This window comes from Gilliamella sp. B2717 (assembly GCF_026536675.1).
GTDB lineage: Bacteria > Pseudomonadota > Gammaproteobacteria > Enterobacterales > Orbaceae > Gilliamella > Gilliamella apicola_I.
The window spans coordinates 102,935-118,374 of the sequence record NZ_JAFNNQ010000016.1; the positions used below are offsets into that span (position 1 = coordinate 102,935).

Genomic DNA, 15,440 nt, shown 5'->3' on the forward strand with positions numbered 1-15,440 from the left:
TTTGCCAAAGTATCAGGTTATCTAACTTACATAATACTGTTCCTATGATATATGAAAAGTTCAAAAACATTCATGATATTTCCATGACTATTTTGTAATCTACTTGTCATTAATCCGTTTGAATGTGTTTGTTATAGTATCCACACAATGATTCATGAGGCTAGACATTATTGTTTCATTGTTTTATTTCCTTTCATCCATTCCTTGCAATTTAATGCAGCCCTAGTTTATCTAGGGTTTTTTTTTGCTTATAAATCACGATAAGCTCGAATTAATCTCTGAAACAATAAATGATTGACTTTAAAATCTCGGCATTCTAACAAAAATAACTGAATCTGAATATCAAATTCAGTTATTTTTATGCAAAACTACGCCTGTTTCGATGTGTTCTGTATAAGGAAACTGATCAAACAGAGCAAAATGTTTAATCGAGTGCGTTTCTGTCAGTTGCTGTAAATTTTCACGCAATGTATGAGGGTTACAAGAAATATAAATAATGGTTTTATAACTTTTTAAATTATTTAATGTTTCTATGTCTAATCCTGCACGAGGAGGATCAACAAGTACCGTATCACACTGATAGTCATCTAAATTAATTCCTTTCAATCGATTAAATTCTCGTTCTTTTCTTATAGCTGACGTAAACTCCTCAGCCGATAATCGAGCAATAATCAGATTATTAATATGATTGACCGCAATATTATGTTGTGCCGAATAGACCGAAGCTTTGGCAATTTCAGTGGCTAATACCTTTCGGAAATTTCGAGCCAACGCAATTGAAAAATTACCATTTCCACAATAAAACTCTAGCAGATCACCGGATAAACCTTGGGTGACCGAAGTAGCCCACTCAAGCATTTTAATATTGACGGCTGCATTAGGCTGCGTAAAACTATTTTCAACTTGCCGATAAATCAAATTGTTACCCATAACTGGTAAAACTTCATCAACATAATCAACATCAATAACAATTTTTTGATTACTTGCTCGACCGATAATATGGCAGTTAACACCTTGTTCGGCTAACTGTTGCTTTAATTTTTCAGCTTCTACCCGCCATTCATCGGATAATTTTTTATGATATAAAAGTGTAATAAGCAGTTCACCACTTAATGTCGAAAAATAATCGATTTGAAAAAGCATATGGCGAAGCAAATAATTAGGTTTTAAAAGTGGAATAATTTTTTGCATAGCATCATTAACAAGTGCTGTTGCAATCGGGAAAGTTTCTACTTTTATTCGCTTTTTTGTATTTTTATCGTACATGATATGATAAAGGTCATCTTTATCATGCCATATTCTAAATTCTGCACGCATACGATAATGACTGATTGGAGACGAATAAACGGTTAAATCAGGTAGTGAAAAATGTGATAAAAGCGCTTTTAAATTCGTGACTTTATTTTCAAGCTGTTGTTGATATTTTTCGTTAGAGAAACATTCTGCCATTTTAATTATCAGATTATTAAAAAGTGGTTATAAAAAATTAGTCAATTTGATTTAATGCTATAGACTAAACAGAGATATAAAAATTGATTTTCGCTTAGTATATCACAAAGATTTTAGCCCCATTATTTTATCTATGTTATCATAAACCACTATCAATGGTAAGCCTGATACCACCCAACGTTAACTTTAAGTCACTTGTCATCAAATTTGCATCATGAAATTCAATTTATGCAGTTGGTCAGAATTGACGTTTTTTCTTAATGAATATTACATTCACATAAATAAGTTATTTTCATTCATTGACATTAATTATCTGGGGATTTACTAAAATTAGCGCATTAAGCTTTCATTTGGTTGAAATGTTGGTATCACCATAGACAATCATTGGTGTGATAATATTGTAGTTATATTGATTGCCGTTATAATGTGTTTTAAATTTCTCGTTATAAAGGTCATTATGACAACGCAAACTTTTTCCGATTTACAAATAGATGATGTATTAATTAACAATCTTAAAGCCCAAAATATTATTACCCCTACCGTAATTCAAGCACAAACGATCCCTGTAGCTTTAGATGGCAAAGATATCTTAGGATCGGCACCAACTGGTACCGGTAAAACACTTGCTTTTTTAATCCCAGCGGTACAACATCTTTTAGACTTTCCGCGTCGAAAACCGGGGCCACCAAGAATTTTAATTTTAACGCCAACGCGTGAGCTTGCAATGCAAATTGCAGAACAGGCAAAAAACTTAACGCAATCAACGCATCTGAGTATTGCGACAATTACTGGTGGTGTCGCTTATATGAATCATGCAGAAGTATTTAGTAAAAACCAAGACATTGTCATTGCCACAACCGGACGACTATTGCAGTATATTAAAGAAGAAAACTTCGACTGCCGAGCGGTGGAAATGTTGATATTAGATGAAGCCGATCGCATGTTAGACATGGGCTTTTCACAAGATGTGGAAACAATTTCTGCCGAAACCCGTTGGCGCAAACAAACCTTACTTTTTTCAGCGACACTGGAAGGTGAAGGTTTATTCAATTTTGCCAGTCGAATTCTCGATCAGCCTGTTGAAATTAATGCGACTCCGTCCCGTAAAGAGCGTAAAAAAATCATCCAATTTTATTATCGTGCTGATGATCTCAATCATAAAGTTGCTTTATTAACCCATCTTCTCAAGCAAGATGAATTTCAAAAAACAATTGTATTTGTTCGAAAACGTGAACGGGTACACGAACTGGTAACTTGGTTACATCAAGCAGGTATAAAAAGTTGTTATTTAGAAGGCGAAATGGTACAAGCAAAACGCAATGAAGCAATAAAAAGAATCAGTAACAACACCGTAAACGTCTTAGTGGCTACTGATGTGGCTGCTCGGGGAATCGATATTGATGATGTTACGCACGTGATCAATTTTGATGCGCCAAAAACAGCAGATGTTTATCTACACCGTATTGGTCGTACAGCAAGAGCAGGTAAAAAAGGTACGGCTATCATGTTAGTTGAAGCGCATGACAATGATCTATTACTGAAAATTGAACGCTATATTCAAGAACCCATAAAATTGAGAACGATTGAAGGATTACGTCCTAAAACTAAAGCACCAAAACCGACTTGCAAGAAAAAACCGTCAAATAAATCAAAATTGAAGCGTGGTGCAAAAAAACAGGATGACACAGCAAAGAAAAAAGTTAAAGTCCGTTTACGTGACACCAAAAATAAAGGTAAACCTAAACACAAATTAAGCGAATCGAATAATTCAAAAGTTTGACATAGTCAGAGCTTATGAAAGCGATTGTTAATAACAACTTGGACAATTTTTATCAGTTGCTATAATACATTCCATCAAGGTTTACAATATTTTTGGTTTTATACAAGGAGAAACACATGACATTAGTCACGCGAAAAGCACCTGATTTTACTTCATCAGCAGTTTTAGGTTCTGGTGAAATTGTAAATAACTTTAATTTAGCTCAGCATATTCAAGGTAAATATGCCGTTGTATTCTTTTGGCCAATGGATTTTACTTTTGTTTGTCCATCAGAAATTATTGCTTTCGATCATCGTCTTGAAGAATTCAAAAAACGTGGTGTTGAAGTTATTGGTGTTTCAATGGACTCAGAATATGTTCATAACGCATGGCGAAACACTCCGCAAGATAAAGGTGGAATTGGCGAAGTTAAATTCCCAATTGTTGCCGATATCAAGCACACTATTATGCAAGCTTATGGTGTTGAACATCCTGAAGCAGGTGTAGCGCTTCGTGCATCATTCTTTATTGATAAAAATGGAATTGTTCGTCACGAGACTATCAATGATTTACCTATTGGGCGTAATATTGATGAAATGATCCGTATTGTTGATGCTTTCCAATTCCATGAAGAACACGGTGAAGTTTGCCCTGCACAATGGACTAAAGGTAAACAAGGTATGCAAGGCAATCCTAATGGTGTTGCAAGCTACTTAAAACAACACGCTAACGAACTTTAATATTCTACTCTATACTGAATAACTTATTGAAAAGATTAACTTTCAATTCAAGTTACTTTGTTAAACCGGAGATGTTCTCCGGTTTTTTTTATTCTTAATTGTTTTCTTAATTCCCTTTTTACTTTGAATAAATTCATTCAATAGTTTTGTGTACATTAACTAGAAGATGAAAAGATTGAAATGAATGTCTATTTAGATAAATTCTGTGACTTGAAACGGATCTTTTATCAATAAAAATACTTTATCAAATTGAGTTATCCAGTTGAAAATAGTTTGCGAACGATTAAAAACAATAATGGAAAATAATTTAACACTTCGTTTTACATTGTCATATGCAGTCCAACCACGCCAACAATAATAATGACCAATCCCAATAAACGCGGTAAATTTTTAGGCTCATTGAATAAAAACATATTGGCAAATACTGCTCCGGATGTGCCAAGTCCAACCCATACGGGGTAAACAATACTCAGTTCAAGATAATGAAGGGAGAAATAAAAAAGAACAAAAGAAACAAAAAATCCGCCCCAATATAAAACTAATCTTATTATTTTTTTTTGTTCAGCATAGAGCTTCAATCCTATTGCCCCTATCACTTCAAAAAATGATGCTGTTAATATTAAAAGCCATCCCATAATAAAATCCTCAATCTGATCTTTGTCGATTAACTATCTGTACGTTTAAGTTGCACAACGCCAATTATGATTAATGCTACAAAAAAGAGTTGCATCATTTTGATTTCTTTACCAAAAAGCACCATATCAATAATCGTTGCCCCAACGGCACCAACGCCGGAAAATATGGCATAAACAGTGCCTGTTGGAATGGTCTTACAGGCATTAGTTAAAAATGTAAAATCGACAATAATTAATGTGATAATAATCATCCAATGCCAATACTCCGTTGCAACACTAAATCCTAAAATCCAACATAATTCAAAAAAGCAGGTCAATATAACAAATCCCCACTCTTTATTAATGCTAAACATAGCTACCTCGCTGCTATCATTTTACTTATTGCTTGATTTTGCTTTTTCTACCGATGTTTATATCGTTGAAAAATAAGATGGTTCGCAAACATGAAGGTTTGCCACCGAAAGATCAACATGTTAATGCAGAAAAACTACGTGGTTTAAGATTAAACTAACTTAAGTCGCACTAAAACATTTTGATATATCATTACTAGTTTACTTAGCTTATTCTTATTCAATTCTATAATGAAGATACAAAATTGGCAAGGCTAACCCTGATTATTCGCTATATTTCAGTGTTTCATTAAAAAATTGAAGATAAGTTGATTGAAACGGTTTAAACAGATATGAATAAATGTTTAAGCACACAATTACACGTAAATTTACTTCCCTATATAAAAGGAAGTAAACTTCTAACGTAATGATTATAAAGACTGTAAATAGTTTGCTATATCTTCTATTGTCACCACAGGCAATTGATGCTTTTTAGCGAACTCAACCACTTGGGGCGCTCTTGCCATTGAACCATCATCATTCGTTAATTCGCAAATCACAGCGGCAGGTTTCAATCCAGCTAGCTTGACCAGATCAACCGATGCTTCGGTGTGTCCTCGACGAGCAAGTACTCCACCTTCTTTTGCTACCAGTGGAAAAACATGACCAGGATGATTTAAGTCACTGGGTTTAGCTTCATCGGCTACGGCAGCTTTAATCGTGGTAACGCGATCTGCCGCTGATACGCCAGTTGACACACCCTTTGCCGCTTCAATTGAAATAGTAAAGGCAGTATGATTTTTACTGGTATTGTTTGCCACCATCATGGGAAGATTCAATTTTTCACATTGTTCTTTTGGCATACATAAGCAAACGATTCCACTTCCATAACGAATTGTCAGTGCCATTTGTTCTGTCGTTATGGTTTGCGCAGCCCAAATAATATCACCTTCATTTTCCCGATCTTCATCATCTAAAACTAACACGCCTTGCCCTGCTTGAATCGATGCAATCGCTTTTTTGACACGTTCTGATGGGGTTCCAAATTCATTTAAATTAAACTGATTCATGGTAAATACCTAGGTCCTTTTTTAATATATTTATTATTTTTCTAAATTATCTTGGTATTCCAAATTAATACTCATCAATCGTATTTTATGCATTGCCAAGCTAATTTAATTAAAAATAAACTTAATACCAGAATCAGGGCTGTGCTTGACCATAGTGATATTGCTAAAAAGTAAACTATGCAACTAATAGCAAATTAAGAAAAGATAAGCAACTCTCTTATATCCAGACTTTCACTGTCGGCTTTGGAATTTCACCAAATCTGCTAGACCTTAATACCTATTAATCATCTTCAAATTCACTTCAAATCATTTTGCACAACAATGAAATTGATTTTAGCTATTTGAAATATTGACTGACTAAAATATTAAGCGCTTGTGGGCTATACCACCGGTGGGGACTTGCACCCCGCCCTGAGAATTTTGTTAGTAAACTAACACTCAACACTATAATATAAATATAGTAAAAAGACACGGATATTTTGAAAGGAAAATATTGCCGCATTGTGCGGCAATATTAAGTTTTAAAAAGATTTAATGCAGGCGAGTTTCACGCAATCGACGACGTTCAGATTTACGCATCCATAACCACGAAATAAATCCAATGATGCCAACAATTAACAAAATAATTGTGGCAAGTGCATTAACTTGAGGATCCACACCTAAGCGAACTTTGGAGAAGATCAGTTTAGGTAATGTCATCGCACCTGGGCCGGTCACAAAATTAGCAATAACCACATCGTCAAGTGATAATGTGAATGCAAGCAACCACCCTGACACTAATGCCGGCGCAATCATTGGTAAAGTAATCACGAAAAAGACTTTTAATGGATTTGCGCCTAAATCTAATGCAGCTTCTTCAATGGATTTATCCAACTCTCGTAACCGTGCGCTAATAACGACGGTGACATAAGCTGTACAAAATGTAGTATGAGCCATCCAAATCGTGATCGCCCCCCGATCTTTTGGCCAACCCAGTACCTGCCCCATTCCAACAAAGAGCAATAGCAAAGCTAAACCCGTTATTACATCAGGCATAACCAAAGGTGCTGTTGTCATAAAAGAAAACAGATTTGACCCACGAAAACGCCTAAAACGGATAATGGCAAAAGCAGCTAAAGTACCAAGTACAATCGCAAATGTTGCTGCACAAGCTGCGATAGTTAAACTTAAACCAACCGCCTTGAGTAAAGTTTGATTATGAATCAATTCAACGTACCATTTGGTTGAAAATTCTGCCCAAACAGTCACCAAACGTGAACTATTAAATGAATAAACAATCAAAATAATCATTGGGATATATAAAAAAGAGAATACCGCCAATAATATAAGCCCTTTTAAACATCGGCAAGCTAACGCTAATGTAATAATTAACGTGACAATCAGACTAAAAACAAAACAGCCCACGTAAACACTGCCATTTGTAATAAGTTCAAATCCCGATGATGAAATTAAAAGCGTTAATATAAATGAACCGATCAACAATGACACAAAGACAATCAAAGCTGAACGTAGGATAATTGGTAAATTGTTCATCTATTTACCTCCCATTTGTCGATTTTGGAATTTGTTGAAATAATAAATCGGCACAATCAATATTAACAACATCACCGATGCAACCGCTGAAGCAGCAGGCCAATCATGATTATTAAAGAATTCTGTCCATAACTGAGTACCTATCATGATTCCTTCTGACGGCCCCAATAATTCAGGAATAACATATTCACCAACGGCAGGAATAAACACTAACATTCCCCCTGCAATTACTCCATTTTTTGTCAATGGTACAATGATTTGAAAGAACGTTTTAATCGGTTTACAGCCTAAATCTAATGACGCTTCAATTAGCGTTGAATCAACTTTGATTAACGATGTATAAATCGGTAAAACGACAAAAGGCAAATAAGAATACACAATTCCTATATACACAGCGAAATAGGTTTTCATAATGATTAACGGCTGATCGATAACGCCTAACCACATTAAAAAATGATTTAAAAGCCCATTAGGATTTAAAATACCTATCCACGCATAAACACGAATCAAAAAGGATGTCCATGACGGTAAAATAATCAGTAAAAGCAAAATATTTCGCGTTGACGGTTTACATTGCGAAATAGCCCAAGCTAGTGGGTAACCAATTAAAATACATAATAAAGTTGATATAGCCGCAATTTTTAATGATTGCAAATAAGAATCAAAATAGATGGTATCACTCAATAAATTGAGATAATTACCAAAATTTAAGGTTATATTGAGCAATCCATCGTCAAAGCTAAATAAATCCGTATACGGCGGAACAGCGGATGCTATTTCGGAAAAACTGATCCTAAAAACAATTAAAAATGGTAATAAAAACAGTAGCAGCATCCATAAATATGGAATAGCAATGACTGTTAAACGACCATAAAGCGTCATCAAATCTGTATCATCAGGCTGTTTTTTAATTTTCTTAATTGCAAAATAAATAGCAACTAAACCAGCAGGTATAAATAGAATACTGCCAGCAATAATCATTCGATAAGCAAGTCTAGAAGGCTTGTAATTTGCTAAAAACAAACCAAAACATGACATTAAAAAACTTAATACTAATGCAGTAAATAGCGCATCTAAAAATAAGTTATCAAATGCATCTGTGGTGACAAAACGCCAATAAACACAGAGCAAGACAAATGCATTTAATACTACACTCCAAAAAATGGAACGCATCGTTATATCCTCTTTTGTTTATTCGGTAAGTACCACACAGCTATCAACTTCCCAACTTAGGTTAACTATATCTCCCCAAGTAGGCATTCCTTTTCGATAACGGTGCTCATTTTGTAGTTGTGCAATGATAATTTGCCCACTTGATAACTTAACATGATATATTGATAAATCACCTAAATAGGCAATTTCAACTACTTCACCTGTTGCAACGTTATAACCGTCTTCTGGAATGTCGTCACATAATTTGATTTTTTCCGGTCGAAGCGCAACTTGAATTGGCACACCTTCAACCGCTGGTGAATCATAATCAACTTTTATTGGATGTTTTATCATTGGACAGCTAATAATCAATCCGTCTTCAAGTGTTTCTTGTAAAATGCCATCAAACACATTTACCGATCCAATAAACTCAGCACTATAACGACTGTTTGGATGTTCATAAATTTCTTCAGGCTCACCAATTTGAACAAATTGACCTTTATTCATAATGGCAATACGACCAGCCATGGTCATGGCTTCTTCTTGATCATGGGTAACCATAACACAAGTTGCCCCTACTTGTTCTAAAATACTGACAACTTCAAGTTGCATACGATCACGCAGTTGCTTATCTAACGCTCCCATCGGTTCGTCAAGAAGCAATAATTTTGGACGTTTTGCTAAACTACGTGCTAACGCTACGCGTTGTCTTTGACCACCAGATAATTGATGTGGCTTACGTTTTCCAAATTGTTCCATATGCACAAGCGCAAGCATTTCTTCAACACGGTGTTTGATCTCTTTATTGTCTAATCTATCTTGCTTTAAACCAAAAGCAATATTTTGCTCAACCGTCATGTGAGGAAAGAGAGCATACGATTGAAACATCATATTGATTGGGCGATTATAAGGCGGAACTTGCGACAAATCTTTACCATCTAAAATAATTTGCCCAGATGTTGGTTGTTCAAATCCTGCTAACATTCGTAATAGGGTCGATTTACCACTACCTGAAGCACCAAGCAAAGCAAAAATTTCACCGGTGTAGATAGTGAGATTAATATCATCAACAGCATAATAATCATCATTAAACACTTTGGTTAAATTTTTGATCTCCAATAATGGCGTAACCATCTTTTTTTTAGGCTGAACCTGAATTGTTGTTTTATTATTCACTCTTTTTTCCTCATAACAACAAGCCATAAAAAACGAAACGGAAAGATTAAATCAATCTCTCCGTCTATAATAAATAACACTTAATAATCAATTATTTGTTAAAACTTTATCGACCAGTTTTAAGTTTTGTCCACGTACGAGTAATCACGCGTTCAAGTTTAGGTTCTTTAACTTTTAATGTAAACAATTTTTCCATGACTTCAGGTGATGGATAAACCGCAGGATCGTTTTTAATTTCCGGTTTAACAAAATTGTCATTTGCGACTTTATTGGCACTCGCAAAATTAACATCATTCGTCACTTGTGCAGCGATTTCTGGCTTCATGATAAAGTTTAAAAATTCATGGGCTTCATCAACATTAGCCGCATCTTTTGGAATCGCAAAAGTATCAAAAAAGACTAATGCCCCTTCTTTAGGTATTTGATAACCGATATGGACACCATTTTTAGCCTCATTTGCGCGATCTCGTGCTTGTAAAATATCGCCAGACCAACCTAAAATGACACAAATATCACCATTAGCAAGGTCGGTTATATATTGAGATGAATGAAAATAACGAATATTCGGTCTTACTTTTGCTAAAAGATCATAAGCTGCACCAGTATAATCTTTGGCATCAGTGCTATTAGGATCTTTACCTAAATATTGTAACGCACTGGCAAAAATTTCAGTAGGCGCATCTAAAAATGCAACACCACAATCTTTAAGTTTTTCCATGTTTTCAGGTTTAAAGACTAAATCCCAACTATTAACTGGGGCATCTTCACCTAAACGCTCTTTGACTTTATCGATATTATAACCGATACCCGTTGTCATCCAGACATAAGGAATAGCATAAGTATTATCTGGGTCATGAGTCGCCATTAGTTTCATTAAGTTAGGATCAAGATTTTTCCAATTCGGTAATTTACTTTTATCTAATGGAAGATAAATACCTGACTTAATCTGTCTTGCTAAAAAGCTATCAGAAGGTGAAACAACATCAAAGCCGGAATGCCCCGCCATGAGTTTTCCTTCAAGTGCTTCATTAGAGTCATAAACATCATAAACAAGTTTAATTCCTGTTGATTTTTCAAAATCATTAATGGTTTCATGACCAATTTGACCTGCCCAATTATAAAAATGTACGACACGATCTTTAGCAATAGCAGATTGAGATAACGCTAGTGTGACACCAGCAAGAATTGAAAGAATTGTTTTACGTTGAGTAAACATGCTCACCACTTCTCCTCTAGTAATAGGGATATTACATGTTAAACACAAGCCCACTGAATCAAAACAATGGACCCCCAAATTTTACCAAAAACCTGTTAAAAAACATAGTCTGGCGAAACCGAGGTAAGCAAGCAAATTATTTATTATTATATTGATAAAAATAAATGGTTAGCTTTGCATTACGTGGCATAAAATACCTTTTTTTTCAAAGAAGTCTACATAAAATGTAAAATAACTTAAGATTTGAGATTGAGTGACGATATTTTGTTCACTCAACCTTTTTTAACGATACTAAAAATAGATAACGCCAATAGCGTCCTTTCCAATTTTATTCAGCTTTGGCTGGTAGAATTTTGGCATCAGGTTGCCAAACACGATACTTAATTTGGAAATCATTTGGTGCATAAATGACAATTGGTAAGCGACTATTATAGTCTAACCAACCCAAATTATGATGAAGAGTAACAAACTGATTTTTATTAGAACCTGCCGGGCAAGCCATCATGGTTGATAGAACACCGTTACCGGCTTCTACAACATAATAAGAATAACCCCAACCTTTTAATTCTTCCTCTTTAACTGTCCCTGCCAAACGTTGAGAATTACAATCAACATTCATTTCTTTGCCAATTAGTAATTCAATACGAGCATTATTCTCATCAGGCAATGCAGGTAGATTTATTGCAAAACGGGTGTAACCAGCTTTCGCTTCAGGATAAGGTGCAATGTCATTCACATTTTGCACTGTTTCTGGCAATTTAGTTTTTTCAGCACAAGCAAATAAAGATACGCCCATTAAGGCTACCAATATTATTTTTTTCATTTTTTTGTCTCCTGTAAAAATAGGTTCATTAATATTGCATGATATGCTTTTTAAATGATAATGCGTATAATAGCATTATATTTACTATTTACTATGGTTATAAAATGCCTAAAGAAAAAAATACTAATGATTTATTAAAATTAATTCTTAATCTGCTATTAATTGGATTATTTATCATCATTACTTATCGGATTGTTGAACCTTTTTTGTTTGGATTCTTCTGGGCGGTCATGGTCGTGATTGCAACTTGGCCACTTATGATCAAAATTCAAAACAAACTTTTCCATAAACGCTGGTTATCTTTGTTGGTTATGGCATTAATTTTAGCCTTTGTTTGTGTCATTCCTTTTCTTCTCATTATTAGTAGTGTAGCACAAAATGGACACTATCTGATTGAATGGGCAAAATCACTATCTCATCACGAGTTACCCACTCTTGATTGGCTAAATAGCATTCCTATGTTTGGTGAGGAATTACATCAAAAATGGTTAGAGCTGATCAAAACCGATGGTTCAGATTTAATGAGCAATGTTCAACCCTATATTGGCACTATGATTAAGTGGTTGATCGAGCAAGTAACTAATTTAGGTATTTTCATTTTCCATGCTGGTGTCATGATTATTTTTAGCCTGTTACTTTTCTTAAAAGGTGAAAGTATTACCAAATATGTTTATGTATTTGCTAATCGACTCTCTAAACAATATGGCGAAACAACCGTCACCTTAGCAGGCCAATCAATTCGTGCAGTCGCATTAGGCGTAGTGGTAACCGCCATTACTTTAGCTTTAATTGGTGGTTTAAGCTTTGTGTTAACGAATATGCCGTTAGCGGGTCTATTAACTCTAGTACTATTTATTTGTTGTGTTGCCCAAATTGGGCCAGTTGTCGTCATGCTAGGTTGTATAATTTGGCAATTTTGGAGTGGTCATACGGCTTCAGGTATTATCTTAATTGTCGTCGCAGTAATACTGACGACACTTGATAGTGTTATGCGTGCTTATTTAATCAAAAAAGGCGCTGATTTACCTTTTTTACTTATTCTATTTGGTGTTATTGGTGGATTACTCGGATTTGGTATTATGGGATTATTCATCGGACCAGTCGTATTAGCCTTAACCTATAAAATTATTCAGACATGGGTTGATGAACAATCTTAAACAATTTATTATCATCCCGAAAATAAGATTTTATAACGTTGTGACTAAATACATTAACAAATGTTGTATAAAAAGGAGAATTATTTTCTGATATAATTCGTATTACTCAACGATATGCGTCAGTTAAAATGATATAGAAATCATGCGAATACCATTTATAAAATATAATCACCAAAAACAGCTTGATGAATTAGCAAAAATTTCTCAACATGCCGATCAATACCGTATCATATATAATCCTACAGACTATCGGCTTGCTTTGCTTGATGCAATTAAACATGCCAAGGAACGCATCTATATTGTTGCGTTATATTTAGAGCAAGATGAAGCAGGAAAAGAATTTCTTAAAGAATTATATAATGTTAAGCAACAAAATCCCAATTTAGATATAAAAATCTTTGTCGATTGGCATCGAGCACAACGCGGTAGGATTGGTGAAGACAAAAGTCAAACTAATGCAAAATATTATTACCAATTAAAACAAGAAAATCCTCAAGTTGATATTCCTATTTATGGTGTGCCTGTTAATCGCCGTGAAGTGCTGGGCGTTCTTCACCTTAAAGGGTTTATTATCGATGATACCGTGATTTATAGCGGTGCAAGTATAAATAACGTCTATTTACATAAGCTGGATAAATATCGCTACGACCGCTACCACTTTATTACTAATAAAGTACTCGCCGATAGTATGGTGAACTATATTAATGACAATTTTTTACCTTTTAGCGGATTACAACGGCTGGATGGTGAAAACCATAAAACCAGAAAACAACTAAAAGCTGAGATTAAAGCCCTTCGTCAACATTTAATGAATGCAAAATATCATTATACGGGCGATGCCGATAATCAATCCCTTTCAGTATCCCCTATTTCAGGTTTAGGCCGTAATAACTCATTAAATAGAACGATACATCACCTAATTAATATTACTCAGCAAAAAATTATCTTTTGTACCCCTTATTTCAACTTACCTAATATTTTAGTTCGTGACATTATTCGCTTATTGCGCAAAGGTAAACAAGTAGAAATTATAATCGGTGACAAAATCGCCAATGATTTCTATATTCCAGAAGATAAACCTTTCAATATTTCAGGTGGGTTACCTTATTTATATGAAATTAACTTAAGAAAATTTATCGAACGAATGCAACCTTTTATTGATAAAGAACAACTCATTATTCGATTATGGAAAGATGGCGAACAAACTTATCACCTTAAAGGTATTTGGGTTGATAAAAAATGGGTATTAATTACGGGTAATAATCTTAACCCAAGGGCATGGCGATTAGATCTTGAAAATGGTATTTTAATTCATGATCCTAAACAAGAATTGCAAGATCAGTTTGATAAAGAACTTGATACAATCAGAGAAAAAACCACATTGGTGACACATTTTCAACAAATTCAAGCCAGCCAGTTTTATCCACCTCACGTACATAAGTTAATTAAAAGATTAACCCGCATACGTGTTGATCGGATTATAAAACGCTTATTATGAAACGAAAATAAATGATAGGCTGTTAGTAAATCGTCAACTAAAATAAGCTATAGAGAATAAAATTGACTAGTTATTAAAGATAGTAACAACTGTTCTTAGTCAAATTTAATCTCTATAGCTTTAAAAATTTAACGAAATAATATTTATTCAGGGCTATTTTTTTGCAAACTTAAAACCGTTCGGCCATTTGAAGCACTAATTGCAAAAATATCAATCGCTCTAAGCACAATGCGTCTAAAACGGCTGTTATCTTAGTATTTTTAGAAGTATAGCAATTATACAAAAAATATTGTCTAATTTTTCAATAATTAAACAATAACACAATGGTTCATCACAGTGTCTACAGGTTGACCATTAATATAAAAAAACCGTAACCGATAACATCACCAAGTCCAATCCAAGCAATATCAGCTCTAACAGTTAATGCTAATCTATCTTGTATAACTTATTTTCGTAAAATGGTTTATCCCTGTGTATACAGGGAACACTTGTGAAAATGACAAACCTTTAGCCCAGTAGTCGGTTTATCCCTGTGTATACAGGGAACACTGGCAAGATTAAGCTGGTTGCTGAATATTGCGCGGTTTATCCCTGTGTATACAGGGAACACATTGCATCTTCTAAACCCTTATTCCACATGTTCGGTTTATCCCTGTGTATACAGGGAACACTGATGTATCGAGTTTGTCAAACGTAAATTTTACGGTTTATCCCTGTGTATACAGGGAACACTAATTATAACCTATTGTTTATTAATTAAAATANNNNGTGTAAAATTCCACCAACTTTTTTGTTGTTTTTTTAGGCGATCTGCTTTGTTAGCCTTCTAAAATAGAATTTATTATTTATCATATAGTTAGTTACTTTCCAAATGTTATTTTAGGCATTTCATCTTTTTACAAC

At 34.4% G+C, this 15,440-nt stretch carries 12 protein-coding genes, 1 pseudogene, 1 CRISPR repeat array and 1 riboswitch; of the genes and pseudogenes, 4 read left to right on the forward strand and 9 right to left on the reverse strand.

Annotated elements, in window-relative coordinates; genetic code table 11:
• Nucleotides 1–348: 348 nt before the first annotated feature.
• Nucleotides 349–1,449 carry a tRNA (uridine(54)-C5)-methyltransferase TrmA gene (trmA, locus tag J3U35_RS03680; protein ID WP_267350690.1) on the reverse strand — a complete coding sequence of 367 codons (1,101 nt, stop codon included), beginning with the start codon at nucleotides 1,447–1,449 and terminating at the stop codon, nucleotides 349–351.
• Between the two features lie 457 nt (nucleotides 1,450–1,906).
• Here trmA and srmB point away from each other — a divergent pair, with 457 nt between their 5' ends.
• Together srmB and J3U35_RS03690 are read left to right on the forward strand one after the other, a co-directional pair.
• On the forward strand, nucleotides 1,907–3,229 hold the full coding sequence (srmB, locus tag J3U35_RS03685; RefSeq protein ID WP_267359653.1) for an ATP-dependent RNA helicase SrmB: 1,323 nt from the start codon (nucleotides 1,907–1,909) through the stop codon (nucleotides 3,227–3,229).
• Between the two features lie 116 nt (nucleotides 3,230–3,345).
• Complete coding sequence (locus J3U35_RS03690; protein WP_065559446.1) at nucleotides 3,346–3,948, forward strand: peroxiredoxin C; 603 nt, start codon at nucleotides 3,346–3,348, stop codon at nucleotides 3,946–3,948.
• Nucleotides 3,949–4,268: 320 nt separating this feature from the next.
• On the opposite strand, the gene J3U35_RS03695 is transcribed toward J3U35_RS03690, so the two are convergent.
• The 8 genes and pseudogenes from J3U35_RS03695 to eco form a co-directional block, all read right to left on the reverse strand.
• Nucleotides 4,269–4,583: a DMT family transporter gene (locus J3U35_RS03695; protein ID WP_267350685.1), complete on the reverse strand. Its 315-nt coding sequence runs from the start codon at nucleotides 4,581–4,583 to the stop codon at nucleotides 4,269–4,271.
• 29 nt (nucleotides 4,584–4,612) lie between these two features.
• A complete protein-coding gene (locus tag J3U35_RS03700) occupies nucleotides 4,613–4,936 on the reverse strand; it encodes a DMT family transporter (protein ID WP_267350683.1) in 324 nt (107 codons plus the stop codon).
• 407 nt (nucleotides 4,937–5,343) lie between these two features.
• On the reverse strand, nucleotides 5,344–5,982 hold the full coding sequence (gene ribB / locus J3U35_RS03705) for a 3,4-dihydroxy-2-butanone-4-phosphate synthase (protein ID WP_267350682.1): 639 nt from the start codon (nucleotides 5,980–5,982) through the stop codon (nucleotides 5,344–5,346).
• A gap of 207 nt (nucleotides 5,983–6,189) precedes the next feature.
• Nucleotides 6,190–6,405: riboswitch (FMN riboswitch) on the reverse strand.
• 108 nt (nucleotides 6,406–6,513) lie between these two features.
• Nucleotides 6,514–7,272, reverse strand: coding sequence for an ABC transporter permease subunit (locus J3U35_RS03710; protein WP_411596692.1), 759 nt, complete (start codon nucleotides 7,270–7,272; stop codon nucleotides 6,514–6,516).
• Nucleotides 7,273–7,515: 243 nt separating this feature from the next.
• Nucleotides 7,516–8,385: pseudogene (potH, locus tag J3U35_RS03715) on the reverse strand (putrescine ABC transporter permease PotH); the annotation flags it as partial.
• A 321-nt stretch (nucleotides 8,386–8,706) separates the two neighbouring features.
• On the reverse strand, nucleotides 8,707–9,801 hold the full coding sequence (potG, locus tag J3U35_RS03720; protein ID WP_065559507.1) for a putrescine ABC transporter ATP-binding subunit PotG: 1,095 nt from the start codon (nucleotides 9,799–9,801) through the stop codon (nucleotides 8,707–8,709).
• 148 nt (nucleotides 9,802–9,949) lie between these two features.
• Entirely contained in the window at nucleotides 9,950–11,059 is a 1,110-nt protein-coding gene (locus J3U35_RS03725) for an extracellular solute-binding protein (protein WP_065559442.1), read from the reverse strand.
• A 328-nt stretch (nucleotides 11,060–11,387) separates the two neighbouring features.
• Nucleotides 11,388–11,882 carry a serine protease inhibitor ecotin gene (eco, locus tag J3U35_RS03730; RefSeq protein WP_065559441.1) on the reverse strand — a complete coding sequence of 165 codons (495 nt, stop codon included), beginning with the start codon at nucleotides 11,880–11,882 and terminating at the stop codon, nucleotides 11,388–11,390.
• A 104-nt stretch (nucleotides 11,883–11,986) separates the two neighbouring features.
• On the opposite strand from eco, the gene ydiK reads away from it, so the two are divergent.
• Nucleotides 11,987–13,039 carry an AI-2E family transporter YdiK gene (ydiK, locus tag J3U35_RS03735; protein ID WP_267350674.1) on the forward strand — a complete coding sequence of 351 codons (1,053 nt, stop codon included), beginning with the start codon at nucleotides 11,987–11,989 and terminating at the stop codon, nucleotides 13,037–13,039.
• A 142-nt stretch (nucleotides 13,040–13,181) separates the two neighbouring features.
• Nucleotides 13,182–14,537, forward strand: a complete 1,356-nt coding sequence (pssA, locus tag J3U35_RS03740; RefSeq protein ID WP_267359658.1) for a CDP-diacylglycerol--serine O-phosphatidyltransferase — start codon at nucleotides 13,182–13,184, stop codon at nucleotides 14,535–14,537.
• 459 nt (nucleotides 14,538–14,996) lie between these two features.
• A CRISPR array of direct repeats spans nucleotides 14,997–15,269; the repeat unit is 29 nt; unit sequence CGGTTTATCCCTGTGTATACAGGGAACAC.
• Nucleotides 15,270–15,440: the final 171 nt, after the last annotated feature.